This window comes from Neisseria flavescens (assembly GCF_001618065.1).
Lineage (GTDB): Bacteria > Pseudomonadota > Gammaproteobacteria > Burkholderiales > Neisseriaceae > Neisseria > Neisseria flavescens_A.
The window spans coordinates 12,239-34,266 of sequence record NZ_LAEI01000004.1; the positions used below are offsets into that span (position 1 = coordinate 12,239).

18 protein-coding genes and 1 pseudogene are annotated in these 22,028 nt (G+C 51.3%); 14 read left to right on the forward strand and 5 right to left on the reverse strand.

Annotated features, from left to right (window positions below; all coding sequences use genetic code 11):
- Nucleotides 1-170 precede the first annotated feature (170 nt).
- From TW89_RS01465 to tal, 3 genes are all read right to left on the reverse strand, one after another.
- Nucleotides 171-905 carry a LytR/AlgR family response regulator transcription factor gene (locus TW89_RS01465; RefSeq protein WP_003686784.1) on the reverse strand — a complete coding sequence of 245 codons (735 nt, stop codon included), beginning with the start codon at nucleotides 903-905 and terminating at the stop codon, nucleotides 171-173.
- A gap of 238 nt (nucleotides 906-1,143) precedes the next feature.
- Nucleotides 1,144-2,031: a tRNA glutamyl-Q(34) synthetase GluQRS gene (gene gluQRS / locus TW89_RS01470; RefSeq protein WP_128580323.1), complete on the reverse strand. Its 888-nt coding sequence runs from the start codon at nucleotides 2,029-2,031 to the stop codon at nucleotides 1,144-1,146.
- Between the two features lie 154 nt (nucleotides 2,032-2,185).
- The gene (gene tal, locus TW89_RS01475) at nucleotides 2,186-3,241 is read right to left on the reverse strand and encodes a transaldolase (protein WP_128580324.1); all 1,056 of its coding nucleotides are present in this window, start codon (nucleotides 3,239-3,241) and stop codon (nucleotides 2,186-2,188) included.
- 134 nt (nucleotides 3,242-3,375) lie between these two features.
- Between tal and TW89_RS01480 the strand changes: the two genes are divergently transcribed.
- The 8 genes and pseudogenes from TW89_RS01480 (at nucleotide 3,376) to hpf (ending at nucleotide 9,388) form a co-directional block, all read left to right on the forward strand.
- Nucleotides 3,376-4,350: a KpsF/GutQ family sugar-phosphate isomerase gene (locus TW89_RS01480; RefSeq protein WP_003748334.1), complete on the forward strand. Its 975-nt coding sequence runs from the start codon at nucleotides 3,376-3,378 to the stop codon at nucleotides 4,348-4,350.
- Between the two features lie 66 nt (nucleotides 4,351-4,416).
- Entirely contained in the window at nucleotides 4,417-4,953 is a 537-nt protein-coding gene (locus TW89_RS01485) for a KdsC family phosphatase (RefSeq protein ID WP_128580325.1), read from the forward strand.
- Nucleotides 4,950-5,531 (forward strand): LPS export ABC transporter periplasmic protein LptC, encoded by a 582-nt coding sequence (gene lptC, locus TW89_RS01490; protein WP_003748335.1) that lies wholly within the window; start codon nucleotides 4,950-4,952, stop codon nucleotides 5,529-5,531. The genes TW89_RS01485 and lptC overlap by 4 nt, the downstream gene beginning before the upstream one ends.
- Nucleotides 5,512-6,042: a lipopolysaccharide transport periplasmic protein LptA gene (lptA, locus tag TW89_RS01495; RefSeq protein ID WP_049328829.1), complete on the forward strand. Its 531-nt coding sequence runs from the start codon at nucleotides 5,512-5,514 to the stop codon at nucleotides 6,040-6,042. The genes lptC and lptA overlap by 20 nt, the downstream gene beginning before the upstream one ends.
- A gap of 70 nt (nucleotides 6,043-6,112) precedes the next feature.
- Nucleotides 6,113-6,847 (forward strand): LPS export ABC transporter ATP-binding protein, encoded by a 735-nt coding sequence (gene lptB, locus TW89_RS01500; RefSeq protein ID WP_003679854.1) that lies wholly within the window; start codon nucleotides 6,113-6,115, stop codon nucleotides 6,845-6,847.
- A 45-nt stretch (nucleotides 6,848-6,892) separates the two neighbouring features.
- Complete coding sequence (locus TW89_RS01505; RefSeq protein ID WP_128580326.1) at nucleotides 6,893-7,534, forward strand: energy transducer TonB; 642 nt, start codon at nucleotides 6,893-6,895, stop codon at nucleotides 7,532-7,534.
- 135 nt (nucleotides 7,535-7,669) lie between these two features.
- A pseudogene (rpoN, locus tag TW89_RS01510) lies at nucleotides 7,670-9,024 on the forward strand (RNA polymerase factor sigma-54).
- A gap of 49 nt (nucleotides 9,025-9,073) precedes the next feature.
- Nucleotides 9,074-9,388: a ribosome hibernation-promoting factor, HPF/YfiA family gene (gene hpf, locus TW89_RS01515; protein WP_004518850.1), complete on the forward strand. Its 315-nt coding sequence runs from the start codon at nucleotides 9,074-9,076 to the stop codon at nucleotides 9,386-9,388.
- A gap of 73 nt (nucleotides 9,389-9,461) precedes the next feature.
- On the opposite strand, the gene TW89_RS01520 is transcribed toward hpf, so the two are convergent.
- Together TW89_RS01520 and pgi are read right to left on the reverse strand one after the other, a co-directional pair.
- Nucleotides 9,462-10,739 (reverse strand): AmpG family muropeptide MFS transporter, encoded by a 1,278-nt coding sequence (locus tag TW89_RS01520; RefSeq protein WP_283114233.1) that lies wholly within the window; start codon nucleotides 10,737-10,739, stop codon nucleotides 9,462-9,464.
- Between the two features lie 205 nt (nucleotides 10,740-10,944).
- Entirely contained in the window at nucleotides 10,945-12,585 is a 1,641-nt protein-coding gene (gene pgi, locus TW89_RS01525; protein ID WP_128580327.1) for a glucose-6-phosphate isomerase, read from the reverse strand.
- 257 nt (nucleotides 12,586-12,842) lie between these two features.
- Here pgi and TW89_RS01530 point away from each other — a divergent pair, with 257 nt between their 5' ends.
- The 6 genes from TW89_RS01530 to TW89_RS01555 all read left to right on the forward strand — a co-directional run bounded on the left by TW89_RS01530 (nucleotide 12,843) and on the right by TW89_RS01555 (nucleotide 22,000).
- A complete protein-coding gene (locus TW89_RS01530) occupies nucleotides 12,843-13,886 on the forward strand; it encodes a LacI family DNA-binding transcriptional regulator (RefSeq protein WP_128580328.1) in 1,044 nt (347 codons plus the stop codon).
- Nucleotides 13,887-14,086: 200 nt separating this feature from the next.
- Entirely contained in the window at nucleotides 14,087-15,409 is a 1,323-nt protein-coding gene (locus tag TW89_RS01535; RefSeq protein ID WP_128580329.1) for an MFS transporter, read from the forward strand.
- A gap of 208 nt (nucleotides 15,410-15,617) precedes the next feature.
- Nucleotides 15,618-17,921 carry a DNA topoisomerase IV subunit A gene (parC, locus tag TW89_RS01540; protein WP_128580330.1) on the forward strand — a complete coding sequence of 768 codons (2,304 nt, stop codon included), beginning with the start codon at nucleotides 15,618-15,620 and terminating at the stop codon, nucleotides 17,919-17,921.
- Between the two features lie 70 nt (nucleotides 17,922-17,991).
- Nucleotides 17,992-19,578 (forward strand): two-component system sensor histidine kinase NtrB, encoded by a 1,587-nt coding sequence (locus TW89_RS01545; protein WP_128580331.1) that lies wholly within the window; start codon nucleotides 17,992-17,994, stop codon nucleotides 19,576-19,578.
- Nucleotides 19,571-21,199 carry a sigma-54-dependent transcriptional regulator gene (locus tag TW89_RS01550; RefSeq protein ID WP_063069330.1) on the forward strand — a complete coding sequence of 543 codons (1,629 nt, stop codon included), beginning with the start codon at nucleotides 19,571-19,573 and terminating at the stop codon, nucleotides 21,197-21,199. The genes TW89_RS01545 and TW89_RS01550 overlap by 8 nt, the downstream gene beginning before the upstream one ends.
- A gap of 48 nt (nucleotides 21,200-21,247) precedes the next feature.
- Entirely contained in the window at nucleotides 21,248-22,000 is a 753-nt protein-coding gene (locus TW89_RS01555) for a class I SAM-dependent methyltransferase (protein ID WP_128580332.1), read from the forward strand.
- Nucleotides 22,001-22,028: the final 28 nt, after the last annotated feature.

Genomic DNA, 22,028 nt, shown 5'->3' on the forward strand with positions numbered 1-22,028 from the left:
TGGATGTAACAAGGTTTGATCAAATTGAGAGTTTGGATAAAGCTAAATGACAAGCTCTGGTCCGTTTCTTTTTCTGCTTTCTGTCATTGGACTGAGAAGTTAAAAGGCCGTCTGAAAATATCTTTTCAGACGGCCTTTGATTTAAAAAGAGCCAGTCAAGGAACGCATTGTTAGATGCTGTTTTTAATGATTTTCCGCAGGGTGGACAGTTGTCGGCGGCTGACGGGCAACGGAGTTGGAATATCGAGAATTTTGGCGCCCCATGTGGATGCGTATTCGTCGTTTTCGTCATCGTCCAGTCGAATCAGGCTGTCGAGGGTGTGGCGGAAGACGAGGGCATTGCGATGGATGCGGATGACTTTGTCGCCCAGCAATTCTTCCCAGTAAACTAGGGTCTTCGGTAATTCGTAGCTGTGGCCGTCGCCGGTAAACAGATAGACGGTTTTGTGTTCCGCCATCAGGTAACGCGCCTGTTGCCATGGGATTTCGACCATGCGTTCGCGGTTGTACACTTTGAAATGGGTGAAGCTGTCTGCTTTTTCGCGGTTTTTCTCGATGATGCGGTCAAGCGCGGTTTGCAGGCGGGTCATTTTGATCGGTTTGAGCAGATAGTCTGCGGCAGCCAGCTCAAACGCGCGCAGGGCGTGTTCTTCGTAGGCTGTGGTGAATACAATTTCCGGCTGGCGTTTGGCGGTACGCTTAATGCGTTCGACAAACTCGAGACCGTCGATTTCCGGCATACCGATGTCGGCAAATACGATGTCGACTTCGTGAACACTCAGCCACTCCAATGCTGGCATGGCATGGTGAAAGACGTTGAGCAGTACGACATTGCACTCTTCCAATAATACACGTAAGCGTTCTGCTGCTAATACTTCGTCTTCTACAATAATGGCACTTGGCATAGCGGTATTCTTTTTGTTGTATCGTGGGAGATCTGCCGCGCTTTGTCATCCTCAATAACGCGTCAGCCGTATGTTGTTACAACCTTGAAATTATCAGGTTGTGACAATTTTAGGAAATTTTTGAAATATACATGATTTTTCGCTTCTTGGGCATGGTTTGGAATGGATCCGAAGATTACTTACATAATTTTATGAAATATTGTAATACCTAGAGTAATTTTGTTGTAATTGCGCTAATTCAGTCCGTGATAATGGACGATTTTGGGATTTTGTCCATTTGCCAGTGCGCTACCGCCCAATCGAGCAATTCTTGAGGATGGTTCACTGTAGGTGCATCGGGTAGGTTGAGGTAGGTTAGGACTTGGCGGAGAAGCTGTTCTTTTTGATTCAAATCCAAAGCCGGAGCAAGGGTTTGTTTTGACCATTTTTGCCCTTGGCTGTTGGTCAACAGGGGAAGGTGCGCGTAGGCCGGTGTGGGAATGCCGAGGCATTGTTGCAGATAGATTTGGCGCGGCGTGGAAACGAGCAAGTCCTGACCGCGGACAATATGCGTTATGCCTTGATCGGCATCGTCGGCAACCACGGCAAGCTGATAGGCCCAATAGCCGTCGGCGCGAAGCAGGACAAAATCGCCGATATCGTGTGCCAGATTTTGTGCGTAATGTCCGACAATGCCGTCTGAAAAACCGATCACGCGATCGGGAACTTGAATGCGCCATGCCGGCATTTTGTTTTGCGTGTCGGGTCGTTGCTGTGGATTGCGGCAACGGCCGTTGTACACAAATCCGTCTGCGCCATGTGTTGCCGCCGCCTGCCAGTCTTTACGGCTGCAATGGCAGGGATACACCAGCCCGGCTGCCCTGAGGCGGTCGAGTGTGTCTTGATACAGGTCGTAACGGCGGCTTTGATAGGCGACTTCGCCGTCCCACTCAAAACCGAAAGCCTCAAGCGTGCGCAAAATGTCGGCAGCGGCGCCGGGCATTTCGCGCGGGGGGTCAAGGTCTTCAATGCGAACCAGCCATTTGCCCTGATGGGCGCGCGCATCGGCATAGGAGGCGACGGCGGTCAGCAGGGAGCCGATATGAAGCAGGCCGGTAGGGCTGGGGGCAAAACGTCCTATATACATGGCAGGGTGTTTGTGTAGGGCAGGGGCAGTATGCCTGCACGGTATTCAAATCGTGATAGAAAAGGGCGTGCCGTACACGCCCGAATTTGGATTTCAGACGGCCTGAGACTTTTCAAAATGATTTAAGTTTCAATCGGCCGTCTGTTTAATCTGCTTAAGCCAAGGGAGCCAGCAGTTTGGCGAAAGCGTCTTCAAATTGTTTCAAACCGTCTTCCTGCAAACGCGTTGCCAAAGTTTCGACATCAATGCCGAGTTTGGCGGTTTCGGCAAGCTGCGCTTGGGCTTCGTCTACACCTTCTGTCAAAGTGGCTTGGGCGGTGCCGTGGTCGATAAAGGCTTTGAGTGTCGCATCGGGAACGGTGTTGACGGTATGGGCGCCAATCAGGCTATCAACATACAAAGTGTCAGGATAGGCAGGGTTTTTCACGCCTGTGGATGCCCACAAAAGTTGTACGCGGTTGGCACCTTTTTCGGCAAGTGCGGCAAATTCGCTGCTGCCGAAGTATTGCGCCCAATCTTGATAGGCGGCTTTGGCCAGCGCGATGGCGATTTTGCCTTTGAGGTGGTCGGGCAGGGTAGCGTCCAATGCGGCATCGACACGGGAAATAAAGAAGCTGGCGACAACTTGGATATGGGAAACATCGTGTCCCGCCTCCAAACGTTTGACAATGCCGCGCGCGTAGGCCGCATAGGCTTTGAGGGTTTGGGCGCGGGAGAAAAGCAGGGTCAGGTTGACGCTGATGCCGTCTGAAACGAGGGTTTCAAGCGCTTCAATGCCTTCGTCGGTTGCCGGTACTTTAATCATGACATTTTTACGGCCGATGGCGGCGTGCAGGCGGCGCGCTTCTTCAACCGTGCCTTGTGCGTCTTTGGATAATTCGGGCGAAACTTCGAGGCTGACGAAGCCGGTTTTGCCGCCGGTGGATTCGTGTTCGGCAAGGCACACGTCACAGGCGGCTTGTACGTCGGCAACCGCCATGGTTTCGTAGCGTTGTTTCGGGGTCAGGTCTTGCTGTTTGAGCGCGGCTACTTCGTCGGCGTACAGGGCATCGCCTGCAAAGGCTTTTTGGAAAATGGCAGGATTGGAAGTTACGCCGCATACGCCCTGTTTGAGCATTTCGGCCAATTCGCCGCTTTGTACCAGCGAACGGGAGAGGTTGTCCAACCAGATTTGTTGTCCTAATGCTTTAACGTCCGATAAAATAGTCATCTCTGATTCCTTTTACATAATAGGTTTGTTTGTGAAGTGGCGGTAATGCTACGCCGATTCGATGAATTTGAACAGTTTACAGCTGATTAATTTGGGCAAAACAAACCTAAATTCAAGCATGAAAGGCGGCTTTGATGGCGGAAAACACACTTTATCTCGACTGGGCGCGCGATGTATTGGATACGGAAGCCGAAGGTTTGCGTGAAATTGCGGCGGCTTTGGACCATGATTTTGTCCGTGCGGCGGAAGCGTTGTTGCACTGCAAGGGCAGGGTCGTCATTACTGGCATGGGCAAGTCCGGACACATCGGCCGCAAAATGGCGGCAACCATGGCTTCCACCGGTACGCCTGCGTTTTTCGTCCACCCTGCCGAAGCGGCGCACGGCGATTTGGGCATGATTGTGGACCACGATGTCGTGATTGCCATTTCCAATTCCGGCGAAAGCGATGAAATTGCGGCGATTATTCCGGCGTTGAAACGCAAAAACATCACGCTTATCTGCATCACTGCCCATCCGACTTCCACCATGGCGCGTCATGCCGATATCCATATTACCGCGGCGGTTTCCAAAGAAGCCTGTCCGCTCGGCCTTGCACCGACTTCCAGTACGACCGCCGTGATGGCCTTGGGTGATGCGCTGGCGGTTGTATTGCTGCGCGCACGAGCGTTCACGCCCGACGATTTTGCTTTAAGCCATCCGGCCGGCAGCTTGGGCAAACGCCTGCTGTTGCGTGTGGCGGATATTATGCACAAAGACGAAGCCCTGCCTGCCGTTTTGTTGGGCACGCCGTTGAAAGAGGCCATTGTCCGTATGAGTGAAAAAGGCTTGGGCATGTTGGCGGTAACCGATGCCGAAGGCCGTCTGAAAGGCGTATTTACCGATGGCGACTTGCGCCGTCTGTTTCAAGAACGCGACAGCTTTGCCGGTTTGAAAGTGGATGACATCATGCACGCTTCGCCGAAAACCATCTCCGCCGACCGCCTGGCCACCGAAGCTTTGAAAGCCATGCAAAGCGGCCATGTGAACGGTTTGCTGGTGGTCGAAGAAAACGGCGTACTGATTGGCGCGCTGAACATGCACGATTTATTGATGGCACGAATTGTCTGAATCGACGGCAAAAACGTTTTCAGACGGCCTTATGCTAGAATAGGCCGTCTGAAATAAGGAAACCTTATGCAAAACCTCTCTTCCGACCTGCAACAACGCGCTTCAGGCATCAAACTGCTGATACTGGATGTGGACGGTGTTTTGACCGATGGCCGCATTTTTATCCGTGATAACGGCGAAGAAATCAAATCGTTCCACACTTTGGACGGACACGGTTTGAAAATGCTTCAGGCTAGCGGCGTGCAAACTGCGATTATTACCGGCCGCGATGCGCCTTCCGTCGGTATCCGCGTGAAGCAGCTCGGTATCAACTATTACTTCAAAGGTATTCACGACAAACGTGCCGTCTACGCCCAATTGCGCGAACAGGCCGGCGTGGAGGAGCATGAGTGCGCCTTTGTCGGCGACGATGTTGTCGATTTGCCCGTGATGGTGCGTTGCGGATTGGCGGTTGCCGTCCCCGAAGCGCATTGGTTTACTTTGCAATACGCCCATTATGTAACCCGACGTTCCGGCGGCGCAGGCGCGGTGCGTGAAGTGTGCGATTTGATTATGCAGGCGCAAGGTACGCTTGAACCTGCTTTGAAAGAGTATGTACGATGAAAATCAGATGGCGTTACGGAATCGCCTTTCCGCTGGTGTTGGCCGTTTCACTCGGCGCACTGGCGGCGTGGCTCGGCCGCATCAGCGAAGTGCAGGTCGAAGAAGTCGTCCTCAATCCGAATGAGCCGCAATATTCGATGAAAGGCATCAACGGCAAACGTTTTGACCAAGAAGGCCGTCTGAAAGAAAACCTGAGCGCGGCCGATGCCGTTCAATATCCCAATAGCGCGGACGTGCATTTGGACAAACCGCATCTTTCGTTTTACCGCGACGGCAGCCTGTTGTACGAAGTCGGCAGCGACAAGGCCGTGTACAATATCCAAAACAAAAAAGTCGTTTTCGAACAAAATGTTGTCTTAAACAAAGCGGCCGATGCCAAGCGTTTGGCCGGCATCGTCAAAACCGAACGCTTGAATGTCGATACCGAGGCGCAATACGCCCATACCGACAGCCCCGTTACTTTCCAATACGGACAGTCCGGCGGTCAGGCAAACGGCATGACTTATGACCACAAAACCGGTTTGCTGAATTTCCCTTCCAAAGTGAAAGCCACAATTTATGATACAAAAAATTTGTAAAACCTTAGCCCTTGTTGCCGTTTTTGCCGCCAGCCCGGCCTTTGCCCTGCAAAGCGACAGCAAGCAGCCGATTCAAATCGAAGCCGACCAAGGCTCGCTTGACCAAAACAACCAAAGCACCACCTTTTCCGGCAACGTCATCATCAAACAAGGCACGCTCAATATCCGCGCCGGCAGCGTGACCGTTTCACGCAACGACAAAAGCGAGCAGTTGATGAAAGCCACCGGCTCGCCCGTCAAATTCAGCCAAGAGTTGGACGGCGGCAAAGGCGTGGTCAACGGCCAAGCCAATACCGTGACGTATTCTTCCGCAGCCAGTCTGGTTACCCTGACCGGCAATGCCAAAGTACAGCGCGGCGGCGATGTAGCTGAAGGTGCGGTCATTACCTACAACACCAAAACCGAGGTTTATACCATCAACGGCAGCGCCAAATCCGGTGTGAAATCCGCCGCCAAATCCGGCCGCGTCAGCGTGGTCATCCAGCCGTCCAGCACGCAGAAAAACAAATAAGAAAACACACAAAAAGGCCGTCTGAAAAAGGTTCAGACGGCCTGAGGTCAATATCGAAAGTCAACAGAATATGAGCGCAAACAACAGCCGTCTTGTGGTTCAAAACCTGCAAAAAAGTTTCAAAAAACGCCAAGTCGTCAAAAGCTTCTCCCTTGAAATCGAAAGCGGCGAAGTCATCGGCCTGCTCGGCCCCAACGGCGCGGGTAAGACCACCAGCTTTTACATGATTGTCGGCCTGATTGCCGCCGATGCAGGCAGCGTGATGTTGGACGGCCAAGAATTGCGCCACCTGCCGATTCACGAACGTGCCCGCCTCGGCGTCGGCTATCTGCCGCAGGAAGCCTCGATTTTCCGCAAAATGACCGTGGAACAAAATATCCGCGCCATTTTGGAAATCAGCATGAAGGACAAAAGCCGCATCGATGCCGAACTTGAAAAACTGTTGGCAGATTTGAATATTGAGCGCCTGCGCAACAACCCTGCGCCGTCCTTGTCCGGTGGCGAACGCCGCCGTGTCGAAATCGCGCGCGTGTTGGCCATGCAGCCGCGTTTCATTTTGTTGGACGAACCTTTTGCCGGCGTTGACCCGATTGCCGTCATCGATATTCAGAAAATCATCGAGTTCCTCAAATCACGCGGTATCGGCGTATTGATTACCGACCACAACGTGCGCGAAACCCTCAGCATCTGCGACCGTGCCTACATCATCAGCGACGGTACGGTATTGGCTTCAGGCAAGCCGGATGATTTGGTCAACAATGAACAAGTCCGTTCGGTTTATTTGGGTGAAAATTTCAAATATTGAGTTTAGGCCGTCTGAAAAGGTGTATCTGTGTTGAAACGAATTTTTTTGTCTTCCTTTACCGTTTTGGCAGCTACTGCCGTGCATGCAATGCCAGAACTGCCATTGCAGAATATGGGTGTGCGCCAAGGCGTGATAGATAAAAATGGCAAGCCGATAACCGGTATCGTAACGGCGACAGCTATCGTGGATAAAGAAGGTAAGCTGGGAAAAAGCCTCCATTGGGAAGTGGATGCGCTGGAATTGTTGAAACTTGCTCAAGAAGTAGGTTTGCCAAAACAAGTCGAGCCTTATAAAGAGTGTACTTATAATCAGAAAACCCAACAAACGGATTGTAAGACACTGGAAAGCCTTAAAAAATTCAGATTCTTTTATACTGTGCCAAATGGATTCAAAGAAGAGATAAAGACGAAACCTGTCCAAGTTGCTCCCCCACCTTATCCACAGCTTTCTACAGAGAATGGCGAGGAAGGGACTGTGGTATTAAATGTCTTTATCAATATAGATGGCAAAGCATTTGTATGGATACAAAAGAGTAGTGGGTCCCCGCGTTTAGATGCGGCAGGACGAAAAGCAGTTTTGAAGACAAAATTTCAACCCGCTACCTATCGCGGGAAGCCTGTTGCCATGGTTTTTGTTCTGCCTATTACGTTTGCTTTACCGTTAGAAACCATCTCTACTGTTGAATAATTCATTTATCGGTTGATAAAAGAATAATATATTGAAATAATCATCCAATATATAAACAATATATTTGATACTTTCAGACGGCCTGTATCTGACGGGCCGTCTGAAATCCATAAAGCACATTTACTATCAAACATTATGTCTTCACTCGTCCTTAAACTCAAACAGACCCAGCAGCTCAACCAGCGGCTGCAGCAGTCTTTGCGCATCTTGCAGATGTCGGGTCTTGAGCTTGAGCGCGAAGTGGAAGACTGGTTGTTGGACAATCCTCTGCTTGAGCGTCCGGAAACCGATGAGTTTGCCGATAGCGGGCTCAACCGTGCCGTCACCATGCCGCGCGCAGGTCAGCATTTGAGCGGCGACGATGCCGAAGATATTTGGAGCAACATCGCCGAAGAAGAGGATTTCAAACACTATCTGCATGCCCAAGTGTGCGAACATCCGCTCTCGCAAGTGGAAGCGGCCTATGTTCACGTCTTGATTGATTTTTTGGATGAACAAGGCTACCTCACCGACAGTCTCGAAGAAATCATCGACCACACGCCGTTGGAATGGATGCTGGACGAAGAGGCTCTGCAAAATGCGCTGGATGTATTGCAAACCTTTGATCCGCCCGGCGTGGCTGCGGCCGACTTGACCGAGTCGCTCATGCTGCAGCTGATGCGTTTGCCGGCTTCTCCGGTTAGACAAATGGCCGCGCATTTGGTGCAAAGTTCGCTTCAAGAGTTAGGCAAAAACCGCAAACAAAACGTTTTGCGTTTCCGCAAACTCTATCCCGATACCGACAGCAAAACCATAGAAGCCGCGCTCGATATGATTGCCGAGCTCAATCCCTATCCTGCCTACGGCTTCGCCTCCGCTACGCCTACGCCTTATATTCAGCCTGACGTTTGGGTCAAAGAGGGCAAGGACGGCTGGGAAGTCATCAGCAATGAGGCTGCTTGGCCGAAGTTGCAGCTTAATCAGGAATATTGTGACCTGATGAAATCGGCGGAAGAGGGCGCACCGGAGTGGAAGGAAAAATCAGCGAAGCCAAGCAGCGCATTGATTCTTTGGAGCTGCGTAAAAGCACAGTCCTCCGCCTTGCCGAGTATATCGTCAAAAATCAGGAAGATTTTTTCATTTTCGGAGAAATCGGCCTGTCGCCCATGCTGATGAAAGATGCCGCCGCCGAATTGGGTTTGGCGGAAAGCACCATTTCGCGCGCCGCCAACCAGAAATATTTGTCTTGCCCGCGCGGCCTGTTTGCGTTACGCTATTTCTTCACACAGGCAGTCAATGCCGACGATGATGGCGAAGGGTTCAGCCAAGGCGCAATCAAAGCCGTATTAAGCCAGCTGATTGAAAGTGAAGACAGCAGCAAACCCTATTCGGACGAGGCCCTCGTCAAATTATTAAAACAACGCGGCATTGAAATCGCTAGACGTACAGTTGCTAAATATAGAGAATCATTAGACATACCACCGGCACACAAACGAAAATTTACCGAGTAGATATATTCCGATCCGTTTTGACGGACTAATCAACCGAAGGAGCTGTATCATGAATCTGAAAATCACCGGTCTGAATTTTGATGTTACCGAAGCCATCAAAAACTATGTTTCCGACAAGTTGGCACGAATCAGTCGCCACGCCGACAACATCATTTCCGTGACCATCACGCTCTCGGTGGAAAAAGTCAGCCAGAAAGCCGAAGCCGATGTGCATTTGGCAGGCAAAGATTTGCACGTTGAAGCGATTGAACAGGATATGTACGCCGCGATTGATGTTTTGATGGACAAACTCGACCGCGCTGTTTTGAAGCATAAAGAAAAAAGTGGCGATGTCCGCAGTACTGTCAAACCTGCTGCCGAATAAAGCTTTTGTATGATAAAGGCCGTCTGAATATTCAGACGGCCTTTTGTTTTGCTAGATGTTTTAGACTGGCAATCTAGTTACTCACTTTTTCGCCACTCCACGGTGCCACTTTAAACAGCAACAACATACCCGGTATGCCCAAAGCGAAACACAGCCAGTAGAAATTGAAGTAACCCATCGCTTCAATCAGATAACCTGCCGAAGCATTGATAAATGTACGTGGAACGGCTGACAGGCTGGTAAAGAGGGCCAATTGTGTGGCCGTAAATGCAGGATTGGTTTCACGAGCCATATAGGCAACAAACGCCGCTGTACCCAGACCTACTCCCGCTGCTTCTGCACCAATCACGGCCGCAAGCATCATTTGCTCTGTCAGTGTGATGGTTTCAAACTTGCCAAAATTTGCCAACCAGGCAAAGCCTAGAATAGTAACCCATTGCGCCACTCCGAAAATCCACAAAGCTCTATTGATACCGAGCTTTATCATCCAAATACCGCCTACAATACCGGCAATGACAGCAGGCCATAAACCGGCATTTTTGGCAATGAGGCCGATGTCGGTTTTGCTGAAGCCCATGTCCAGATAAAAAGGTGTGGCCAAAGAAGTGGCCATGCTGTCGCCCAGTTTGTAGAGAAAGATAAACAGCAATACCAATATGGCCTGTTTGATTCCTTTGCGGGAGAAGAACTCACTGAAAGGGTCAGAAACCGTTTGGGCAAATGTACGCGACACAGATGGTGGAATGTCAGGTTCTTTAGCTAAAAACAGGGTCATCAGCAGACCGGGCAGCATAAACAGTGCAGTAATGATGAATACGTTGTGCCAAGGCATCAAGTCGGCCAAAATCAAGCTGAGCGAACCAGGTACCAAAGCGGCGATACGGTAGGCGTTGACGTGGATAGAGTTGCCTAAGCCTAATTCTTCATCTGACAAAATTTCGCGGCGAAATGCATCCAATACAATATCTTGGCTGGCAGAAAAAAAGGCGACCACCAACGATAAGCCCATAATTACATATAAATGCTGAGCAGGATTTAGGAAGGCGTAAATGAGCAAGGTCAGCAGCAAACCAATTTGCGTAACCAGCATCCAACCGCGTCGCCGTCCTAAAAAAGGTAATCTGACCAAATCAATGACGGGCGACCAGATAAATTTCCAAGTGAAAGGCAGCCCGATAAGTGCCATCAGGCCGATGGTTTTCAATTCAACATGTTCGCTGCGCAACCATGCCGGAATCAGGTTGATCAGAAAATAAAGCGGCAACCCCGAAGTGAAGCCTGTGAAAATGCAGATCAGCATTTTGCGCGAAAAAATCTTGCGCCAAGTGCTGGGTTGGGGTGCGGTTGTCATAGTGGAATCAATAAAAAGAAAAGGGATATTGTAGCAAAGATGAGTGATATGGCGAATCAACTTCTGCTATCTTTATCGAATAATAAAAGGCCGTCTGAAACTTTGACAAATTAAGTTTCAGACGGCCTTTTGTTGGAATAAGCCGATAGGTTTTCGAAATGTCCGTAAGACAGGCAGATATGCTGGTCTTACGGATATTTTATTTTCAGACGGCCTTCGATGCTGCGTTGCAGTTACGGTAGAAGGCAATCAGACCGTTGGTAGAGCTGTCGTGTGCCGGCGTGCCGCGTTCGAGTTCGGGTTCGATGGTTTTGGCCAGCTCTTTACCGTATTCCACGCCCCATTGGTCGAAGGGGTTGATACGCCAAATCACACCCTGAACGAAGGTGCGATGTTCGTAGGCGGCCATCAGCATGCCGAGGTTGAAAGGCGTCAGGCTGTCGATAAGCAGGCTGTTGCTCGGGCGGTTGCCTGGGAATTCTTTTTGCGGTGCAAGGCGGTCGCGTTCGTCTTGGGGTAGGGCGGCCAATTCGATTTGCACTTCGTCTAAGGTCTTGCCTTTCATCAGCGCTTCGGCTTGAGCAAAGGCATTGGCAACGGTAAAGCGGTGTTGGCGGTGGTTGCCGTAGATTGTGGTCATGGGGACGATGAAATCAACGGGAATCAGACGCGTACCTTGGTGCAGAAGCTGGAAGTAGGCATGTTGGCAGTTGACGCCTTCATCGCCGAAGACAATGCCGCCGGTGGTGCAGGAAACGGGTTGGCCGTCTGAAGTACGCTGTTTGCCGAGGCTTTCCATATCGAGCTGGTTGAGCCATGGTGTGAAGAGGCGCATGTTGTGGCTGTATGGGACAACGGTTTGGCCGTCTGAATGTTGGAAGTTGTTGTACCAAATGTTGATGAGCGCCATCAGGACGGGAATGTTGCGGCGGAATGGCGTTTCGAAGAAATGGGTATCCATCGCGTGTGCACCGGCCAGCATTTTGCGGAACGCTTTTTCGCCGACGGCAACCATCAGCGGCAGGCCGATGGGCGACCAGACGGAATAGCGGCCGCCGACCCAGTCGGACATGGCGAAGACTTTGTCGGGGGAAATGCCGAAGTTTTGGGCAGCGGCCACATCGGCGGAAATGGCGCAGAAGTGGCGGTAGATGCCGGAATCAGGCAAACCTGCATCGCGATACCAAGTGCGCGCCGCATAGGCATTGAGCAGGGTTTCCGGCGTACGGAATGATTTGCTGGCAATGCTGAATACGGTGGTCTCGGGATTGAGGCCGAGAAGGGTTTGAGTCAGGTCGGCATCATCGGAGTTGCTGACAAAGTGGATGCGGATGTTTTGCCAATAGGGTTGCAGCGCCTGTGTGGCCATGCGCGGGCCTAAATCGGAGCCGCCGATACCGATGTGAACCAAGTCGGTAATCGGTTTACCGGTAATGCCTGCGTGGGTGCCGTCTAAAAGTTGGTGTGCAAACTCGAGTGCGCGGTTGAGTTCGTGATGAATATGGGGCACGATGTTTTCGTCGTCAACGTAAACAGGTTTGGCATTGGCAGGCAGGCGCAGGGCAGTGTGGAGAACGGCGCGGTGTTCGCTGGTATTGATTTTTTCACCGCTGCTCATAGCCTGCATATATTGTGGCAAATCGGCCGCTTCGGCCAGTTGGCACAATAAATCAAGGGTGTTTTCATCTAGGCGGTTTTTGCTGTAATCAAATAACAAACCGTGCAGAATTTCGTGCATATTATTGAAACGTTCGGCATCTGCAGCGAAACGTTCGCGCAGGGTAACGTGTTGAGTAGCGGCATGATGGGCTTCCAAGGCTTGCCATGCATCTGAGTATGCGGACATCTCGTTTCCTTAGTATGTAACGGTAAAATAAGCAGGATAGATAGGTATTTCCTGCTTTTTTGTAGTAGCTTGTAGTTTAACAAATTTGAACAGATTTTGGGAGATGGCGTGGGTGGTTTTGTTTAAGAAATGTATGCAAAATGCAATAGAAACGGTTGATTATCATCAAGTTTCTGTAAAAAAGGGGGTATGACACCGATGTCTGCTGTGTTATCCTATGTAACATTATTGAAATCTTGTCGGGGCGGGTCCGTAAGATGGCTACAATTTATGATGTCGCTGCTTATGCCGGGGTATCTCCCAAGACGGTCAGCCGGGTGATTAACGGCGATGCGCCGGTCAGTGATAAAACCCGTTCCAAAGTAGAAACAGCGATTGCTGCTTTGGGCTATATCCCGTCTTCTGCGGCGCGGATTATGCGGTCCCACCGTTCCGGCTTGGTCGGCTTGATTACCGGCGCCATTTCGCGGACGGGCGAGAATACGGGCGGACACGGCATACCGGATATGTTCTTGATTAAGGGCATTCAGCAGCAGATTCGCGCACAAGGTAAGATTTTGATGATTGCCGACATCGACAACAAGCCGGGTCAGCCCGGTCAGATGGAGCCGCTGATTCGTACCTTTATGGAACATCGTGCTGAGGGGATTTTATATGTGGCAGGTTTCCATCAGGAAGTATTGCTGCCGGAAGTGCCCAACCGTTGTCCGATGGTGTTGGTCAACTGTTTTGATTTGGTAGGTACGCCGTCGGTTTTGCCGGACGACGAAGCAGGGCAGTATGGCTTGGTGCACCGAATTATCCAAAGCGGGCACAAGCGGATTGCTTATGTGACTTTGCAGCCGGGCGTGGAAGCGACAAGATTGAGATTGGCCGGATACCGCCGTGCTTTGGCTGATGCGGATATTGTCTTCGATCCTGATTTGGTGCAAACTGGTTATCCTGACTTCAGTAACGACAGCGGATCTTTGATTTCGGCTATTTTGAAGCTGCTGTCTTTGCCACTTCCGCCGACGGTAATTTGCTGCGGTAACGATGAAATGGCAGTGCGCGTGTACGGGATTTTGAGGACGCGCGGCGTGCGGGTTCCCGAGCAAGTCTCTGTTGCCGGATATGATAACCACAGCGCGATTGCGGAGACGCTGTTTCCGCCGTTGACCAGCACCGAGCTGCCGTATCTGCGTATGGGCGCGATGGCGGCGGATTTGCTGTTCCAATACATCGAACATCCGACCGGTGCGGTTCAGCCAGTCAAGGTCGTTGGGGAAACCATCTGGCGTCAGTCTGTGATTAATAAATAGTTTCAGACGGCCTGAAAATAATAAGCTTTAAACAACACAAACACACATCAAAATAAGATTCATGTAAACGGTCAAAATAAAGGCCGTCTGAAAACGGAGTTGCCTCAGTAAAAAGGGCAGCCCAAATACAATAAAAGCGTCATACTGCTGAAATTGGAGTTTGTTGTTTCCATAGTTTATTACCCAGGAGTAGCCTTCCTATGAAAATCTCCCCACAAGTGGCGATGACACTTCGCCAGATTATGCTGATGAACTTCGGTTTCTTCGGTATTCAATATAGCTTCGGGTTGCAGCAAACTGCGATTAATCCGATTTTCAGCTTTCTTCATGCCGACCCGAGCCAGTTGCCGATTTTGAATATGGCAGGCCCGATTACCGGTTTGCTGGTACAGCCGATGATTGGTGCGATGAGTGACCGCACTTGGGTGCCTGGATTGGGCCGCCGCCGTCCGTATTTCTTGATTGGTGCCATCGGTTGCAGCCTCTGTCTCTTTATCTATCCGCACGTTACCGCCTTGTGGGTGGCCGTATTGCTGCTGTGGCTCTTGGACATCAGCAACAACACGGCAATGGAACCTTTCCGTGCCTTTATTGCCGATACCGTTCCTGAACACCAGCAATCCACCGGTTTCTTGATGCAGTCTGTGTTTACCGGCTTGGGCATTACCCTGGCCAACGTTTCCCTCTATATCTTCCAACAAATCGGCTGGTTGCAACAAACTTCCGAAGCGGGCATTCCGTATTGGGTATTCGGTTCGTTTTATATTGGTGCGGTCTGCTCCATCGGTTCGGTTTTGGTTACCGTTTTATCAACGGCCGAACGCGAGCCCAGCCCTGAAGAAATGGCGGCCATTAAAGCCCAGCCGAGCGGTCCGGCCCATGCCGTTAAAGATATTATCGTTGCTGTCCGCGAAATGCCGACTGCCCTATGGCAACTGGCTTTGGTGTATCTCTTCCAATGGTACGCGCTCTTCATCTACTGGCAATATATTTCCCACAGTATCGTCCAATCCGTCTGGGATTCGACCGTTGAAAATACCGAAGCGTATAGTCAAGCGGTTGCATGGACCGGCCTGGTAAACGGTTTCTACAACGTTGTAACCTTTATCTCCGCTTTCGGCCTGATGTGGATGGCGCGCAAATACGCCGCCAAATATGTTCACGCCTTTGCCGTAACCCTTGCCGCGCTGGCATTGCTTACCATTCCGCACATCGGCAATAAATACCTGATGTTTGCCCCGATGATCGGTTTCGGTGTCGGTTGGGCAAGTATGATGGGCGTGCCGTTTATGATTGTGGTCGGTTCTATTCCGAAAGAACGTTACGGCGTGTACATGGGTATTGTGAATATGATGATTGTGATTCCAATGCTGATTGAAACCGTATCTTTCGGCTGGGTGTACAGAACTTTCTTGGGTTCAAACCCTGCCAACGCGATGACTTTTGCCGGTGTTTCCCTGGCCATTGCCGCAGCGGTGACCTTAACCATTAAAACTGCGGTCAAACCGGCTACTGCAGAATAACAAAGTCTTGATTTAAAACCAAAATGAAAAGGCCGTCTAAAACATGAAATGGTTTCAGACGGCCTTTTTTGTCGAAATGGATTCCATTTGCTGACCTGATTCGGTAAGCCTTATTGTTGCTGCGCTACCGTTCATCACTCAAATTGGCTATGACTACCGATTTTGCTTTACAATATCCTTCTTTAATTTATTTCGTTTTACCATCCTGATGACAGAACACATTTCCGCTTCAAGCCCATCTCCTGTCGGCGAAGACTACCTGCTGTTAGGGCAATACGCCGAACGCGCCTATCTTGAATACGCCATGAGCGTGGTCAAAGGCCGCGCGCTGCCTGAAGTTTCAGACGGCCAAAAGCCTGTACAACGGCGTATTTTGTTTGCCATGCGCGATATGGGTTTGACGGCGGGGGCGAAGCCGGTGAAGTCGGCGCGCGTGGTCGGCGAGATCTTGGGTAAATACCACCCGCACGGCGACAGTTCTGCCTATGAGGCGATGGTCCGCATGGCGCAGGATTTTACCTTGCGTTATCCCTTAATCGACGGCATTGGCAACTTCGGTTCGCGCGACGGCGACGGGGCGGCGGCGATGCGTTACACCGAAGCGCGGCTGACGCCGATTGCGGAATTGCTGTTGTCCGAAATCAATCAGGGGACAGTGGATTTCGTGCCGAACTACGACGGCGCGTTTGACGAGCCTGTACACCTGCCAGCCCGTTTGCCCATGGTCTTGCTCAACGGTGCGTCGGGTATTGCAGTGGGCATGGCGACCGAGATTCCGTCGCACAATTTGAACGAAGTCACGCAGGCGGCGATTGCGCTGTTGAAAAAACCAACGCTGGAAACCGCCGACCTGATGCAATACATTCCCGCGCCCGACTTTGCTGGCGGCGGTCAAATCATCACGCCGGCGGACGAGTTGCGCCGGATTTACGAAACCGGCAAGGGCAGCGTGCGCGTGCGTGCGCGTTATGAAATCGAGAAGCTGGCGCGCGGACAATGGCGCGTGATTGTGACTGAGCTGCCGCCGAACGCCAACTCTGCCAAAATCCTTGCCGAAATCGAAGAACAAACCAACCCGAAACCGAAAGCGGGCAAAAAGCAGCTCAACCAAGACCAGCTCAATACCAAAAAGCTGATGTTGGATTTAATTGACCGCGTGCGCGACGAGTCCGACGGCGAACATCCCGTGCGTCTGGTGTTCGAGCCGAAATCCAGCCGCATCGATACCGATACCTTCATCAACACGCTGATGGCGCAAACTTCGCTGGAAGGCAATGTATCCATGAACTTGGTGATGATGGGTTTGGACAACCGTCCTGCGCAGAAAAACCTGAAAACGATTTTGCAGGAATGGCTGGATTTCCGCGTCGTGACCGTAACACGCCGTCTGAAATTCCGTTTGACCCAAGTGGAAAAACGACTGCATATCCTTGAAGGCCGTCTGAAAGTCTTTCTACACATTGACGAAGTGATTAAAGTCATCCGCGAATCAGACGACCCGAAAGCCGATTTGATGGCGGTGTTCGGGCTGACTGAAATCCAAGCCGAAGACATTTTGGAAATCCGACTGCGACAGTTGGCGCGGTTGGAAGGTTTCAAACTCGAAAAAGAATTGAACGAATTGCGCGAAGAACAAGGTCGTCTGAATATCTTTTTGGGCGACGAAAACGAAAAACGCAAGCTGATTATCAAAGAGATGCAGGCGGACATGAAACAGTTTGGCGACGCACGCCGCACGCTGGTGGAAGAAGCTGGACGCGCTGTGCTGACGCAAACCACCGCCGATGAGCCCATCACGTTGATTCTGTCGGAAAAAGGGTGGATACGCAGCCGTGCCGGACACAACCTCGATTTGAGCCAAACTGCGTTCAAAGAAGGTGATCGCCTCAAACAAACCCTCGAAGGCCGCACTGTTTTACCCGTCGTCATCCTGGATTCACTGGGTAGAACCTACACGCTTGATGCCGCTGAAATCCCCGGCGGACGCGGCGACGGCGTACCGGTTTCATCGTTAATCGAGCTGCAAAACGGCGCGAAACCCGTCGCCATGCTCACCGGCCAGCCCGAACAGCATTACTTGCTCTCAGGCAGCGGCGGCTACGGTTTTATTACCAAGTTGGCCGATATGGTCGGACGCGTGAAAGCGGGTAAAGTAGTCATGACCGTGGACAGCGGCGAAACCGTCCTGCCGCCGGTTGCCGTCTATGCTTCTTCACTGATCAATCCTGACTGCAAAGTCGTACTGGCCAGCAGCGACCACCGTCTCTTGGCGTTTTCCATCGGCGAGCTTAAAGTCATGCCTAAAGGCCGCGGTTTGCAGCTGATGTCGTTGGCTGAGGGTGCATCTTTGGAACACATTATGGTGACGACCTCTCCTGAGTTTACCGTTGTATCGGTCGGCCGACGCGGCGCCGAGCATCAGGAAAAACTGCGGATTGCCGATATTGACGGTAAACGCGGTAAAAAAGGCAAGGTATTGGAAATATCAGGCCGTCTGAAAAGTTTGTCCTGAAACAAGAACAAATATATTCAAATAAATTAAATTTACTACGACATTGCATGAAAATAAAAAAGGTTCACTTATGAACAGAGCCAATCTTCAAGAGCTGGGTAATCTGAGGGAGCGAATTCCCGGCGTCATCAACATCGCCCGAATAGCCATCGTCTTGCCGCTTTTGGTTTTACACGCTTTTGGCAGCTACACGGGCGGCAACCTGATTGGCGTTTCGTTGCCGGACGTTGAGTTTTATATCTGGGTAACGCTGTATTTCTTCCTGATTATGCTTTCCGTGTTCCGTCCGGGCTGGCAGTGGCAGTCTTTGGATTTGCCCAATGCCAGTGCCGTGGTCGACATCACCATGATGATGGTTTTGGTGTATATCTCCGGCGGTACGGCTTCCGGTTTCGGGATTTTGGTTTTGCCGTTTGTCGCCACGTCGTGTCTGCTCAGTTATGGCCATTACCCCATGCTGTATGCAGGTTATACGGCAATGTTGTTTATTTTGAACCTGTTTTTAGACGGCAGTATGCGTTTCGATTCGTTTAATTGGGACGCGAAATCAATGGTGAATTCTTCGCTGCTGATCGGCGCAGGCTATCTAGTGGCGATGCTGACATCGTTTGCCGCCCGTTATTTGGAGCAGGCCACAGAGTCCGCCAGCCGCCATCAACTGGCCTACCGCCGGATCAGCGGCTTAAATCATTTGGTTTTGAACCGCGTACAGGAAGCGGTTGTGGTGATTGATGCGACCCAACGCGTGTGGCTGTTTAACAAACAGGCAAAAATCTATTTCCCCAGTCTGATTATCGATCAGCAGGAAATCGTGTTTGGCGAACTGGTGGCACGTTGGCAGCGCCAACCCGACAAACCTTTTGAAACTGATATCCATATTTTTCAACATGCCATGCACGTCCGTGCCGTTCCGCTGATTCAGGAGCAAACCGAGCTGCTGATGTTGTACGTCCGCTCATTGCGTGAAGTGGCTGCGGAGGCCATGTCCACCAAGCTGACTTCGCTCGGACAGTTGACTGCCAACCTTGCCCACGAAATCCGCAACCCGATGTCCGCCATCCGCCATGCCAGCGATTTGTTGCAAGAGGGCGATGAGGCAGATCCGCTCAAGGCCAAGCTCTACAACATCATCGACAGCAATATCCAACGTATCGACAAGATGTTGGAAGACGTATCCCTGCTTAACAAACGCGACAACATCAGCCGCCAGCCGATTAATCTGATGAAATTCTGGTTGGAGTTCAAGCAGGAATTTACCTTGAACAATCCCGATGCCATCGGCTGTCTGCGCATGAATATGGACGGCAACAACCTGACCGTATTGGTCGATCCTATGCATTTGCAGCAAGTGATGTGGAACTTGTGCAACAACGCTTGGCGACACAGCCGTCAAGATGAAAACGCTATTACCGTCCTTATCCGCCCTAGTGGCAGGATGCATATTTCCATCGTCGTGGCGGACAACGGCAAAGGCGTGCCGCCCGATGTACGAAATCATCTGTTCGAGCCGTTTTACACCACCGAAAAACAAGGTACCGGCTTGGGGCTTTACGTCGCACGCGAGTTGGCACACGCCAATATGGGGCAGCTGCATTATCACCCTGAAATGAACGGGTTTGAACTGATTTTACCGAAGGAGCAAGCGCAGGATGAATAAATTGCAAGAGCCGGTTTTGGTTGTCGATGACGAGGCAGACATCCGCGACCTGATGGAAATGACCCTGATGAAAATGGGTCTGCGCGTCGATACTGCGGCTGGTGTTGAAGAAGCCAAAGACAAGCTGGACAACAACGATTATTCGCTGGTGTTGACTGATATGCGTATGCCCGACGGCTCCGGCCTAGAGGTTGTTCAATACATTGATGAACTGATGCTCGATACGCCCGTCGCCGTGATTACGGCCTTCGGCAATGCCGACCAAGCCGTTGAAGCCTTGAAAGCAGGGGCGTTTGATTATCTGCAAAAACCGATTACGCTGTCGCAGTTGCGTTCATTGGTTAAATCGGCAGTGTCGGTTTCAGACAATACTGCCGAACCCACGCCGTCTGAAAAAGTCAAATCGCAGCCTGCGCCTGTTTCTGCCGCCCTGTATAAACCCGAACCTCAGCCGGCCAAGCCTGTCGTTACGCCGCCTAAGAGCGTACAGAGCGAATTTAACCGGCCTTTGACTGTTCCGGAAGGGCTCAATTCCTTAAAAGAGCGTTTTTCGGCCGGCAGCATCAATCCTGCTCTGCAACAAGATGCACCTATATTGGAAGGCGAGGACGATATGCCGCGCCTGTTGGGTACTTCGCCGCAAATGGTCGAAGTGCGCCACCTGATTCGCAGATTGGCCCACAGCCTTGTTCCTGTTTATATCTCCGGCGAGTCCGGTACAGGTAAAGAGCAGGCGGCGCGCACGATTCACGAGCTGTCCGACCGTGCCGACAAACCGTTTATTGCCGTCAACTGCGGTGCTATTCCTGAAAACCTGATGGAAAGCGAATTTTTCGGTTACAAAAAAGGCAGCTTTACCGGCGCGGATCAAGACCGTTTAGGTTTTTTCCAACACGCTGACGGCGGCACTTTGTTTCTTGACGAAGTTGCCGATCTGCCGCTTGCCATGCAGGTCAAACTCCTGCGTGCCATTCAAGAAAAAGCCGTGCGCCGTATCGGCGATGCGCGGGAAACCTTTGTGGATGTGCGCATTATTTGTGCAACCCACAAAAACCTCGAAGCTTTGGTCGAAAGCGGCGCATTCCGTCAGGACTTGTATTACCGCCTCAACGTAGTCTCCCTGCACATGCCGCCTTTGCGCGAAATGCGCGAAGACTTGGGCGCGCTGATTCTGTATCTGCTGTATAAACACCGTCACGGCAATCAAACCTACAAACTCAGCCCGAAAGCCCAAGAAGCCCTGTTGCATTACAGCTATCCCGGCAACTTCCGCGAGTTGGAGAATATCCTCGAACGCGCAGTTGCACTGACGGTCGGCCAAGTGATACAAGTGGACGACTTGCAGATTCAAAACGCCCCACAGGTTAAGGCTGAACGCAGCGGCTTCTCTTTTGACGATATTGCCGAACCTGACGCGCGCGAAACTACGCTCAATCATAGCCCCATTCCACCGTTTGATCCGCGTACCATGCAGATACAGGATTACCTCGACCAAGTGGAACGCAGCATCATCGAGCAGGCTTTGCAGCAAACCCGTTACAACCGTACCCAAGCCGCCAAACTTTTGGGCATCAGCTTCCGCTCTATGCGCTACCGCATGGAACGCCTGGACATCAATTAAAACGTTCAGACGGCCTGAGTTTTTAAGGCCGTCTGAAACATAAGCCTTATGTACAAGATTTATTTTGACGAAACCGCATCTGTCGAACTTCGCAGCCTTGCCGCGCCTTTCGGGCTGACCGTTATCGACCGGCAGCCTGAAGAAGGCAGTTTCCTTATCGCTGACGAAAGCGGCATCAGTTTGTGCCGCGCCGGTGAAAAAGGCCGTGTCCGCGTTGATTTTGATGGCGGTGCTGCCCATTATCGGCGCACTAAAGGTGGAGGCGAGTTGATTGCCAAAGCCGTCAACCACACTGTACAACCGACTGTCTGGGACGCTACCGGCGGACTGGGGCGAGACAGCTTCGTGCTTGCCTCGTTGGGTTTGAATGTACACACTTTTGAACAAAATCCTGCGGTTGCCTGTCTACTTTCAGACGGCCTCAATAGGGTGGGGCAAAGTGAAGAGACACGGGAGATTGCCCAACGCATTACTTTGCATTTCGGCAATTCCGTTGATTTGATGCAGGAATTGGCAATGGAAAACGGCATGCCCGATGTGGTGTATCTCGATCCGATGTACCCGGAGCGTCGCAAAACCGCCGCCGTGAAAAAAGAAATGGCTTACTTTCACGACTTGGTCGGCGCGGCACAAGACGAAGCTGAGTTGTTGGATGCGGCATTGAATACCGCCAAAAAACGCATTGTCGTCAAACGCCCGCGCTTGGGCGAATTTCTCGACGGGCGCAAACCTGCTTATCAATACACAGGCAAAAGCACGCGGTTTGATGTTTACCTTCCGACAAGGCCGTCTGAAGACTAGAAGCAAACTTGCAACATATCAAAAGAAA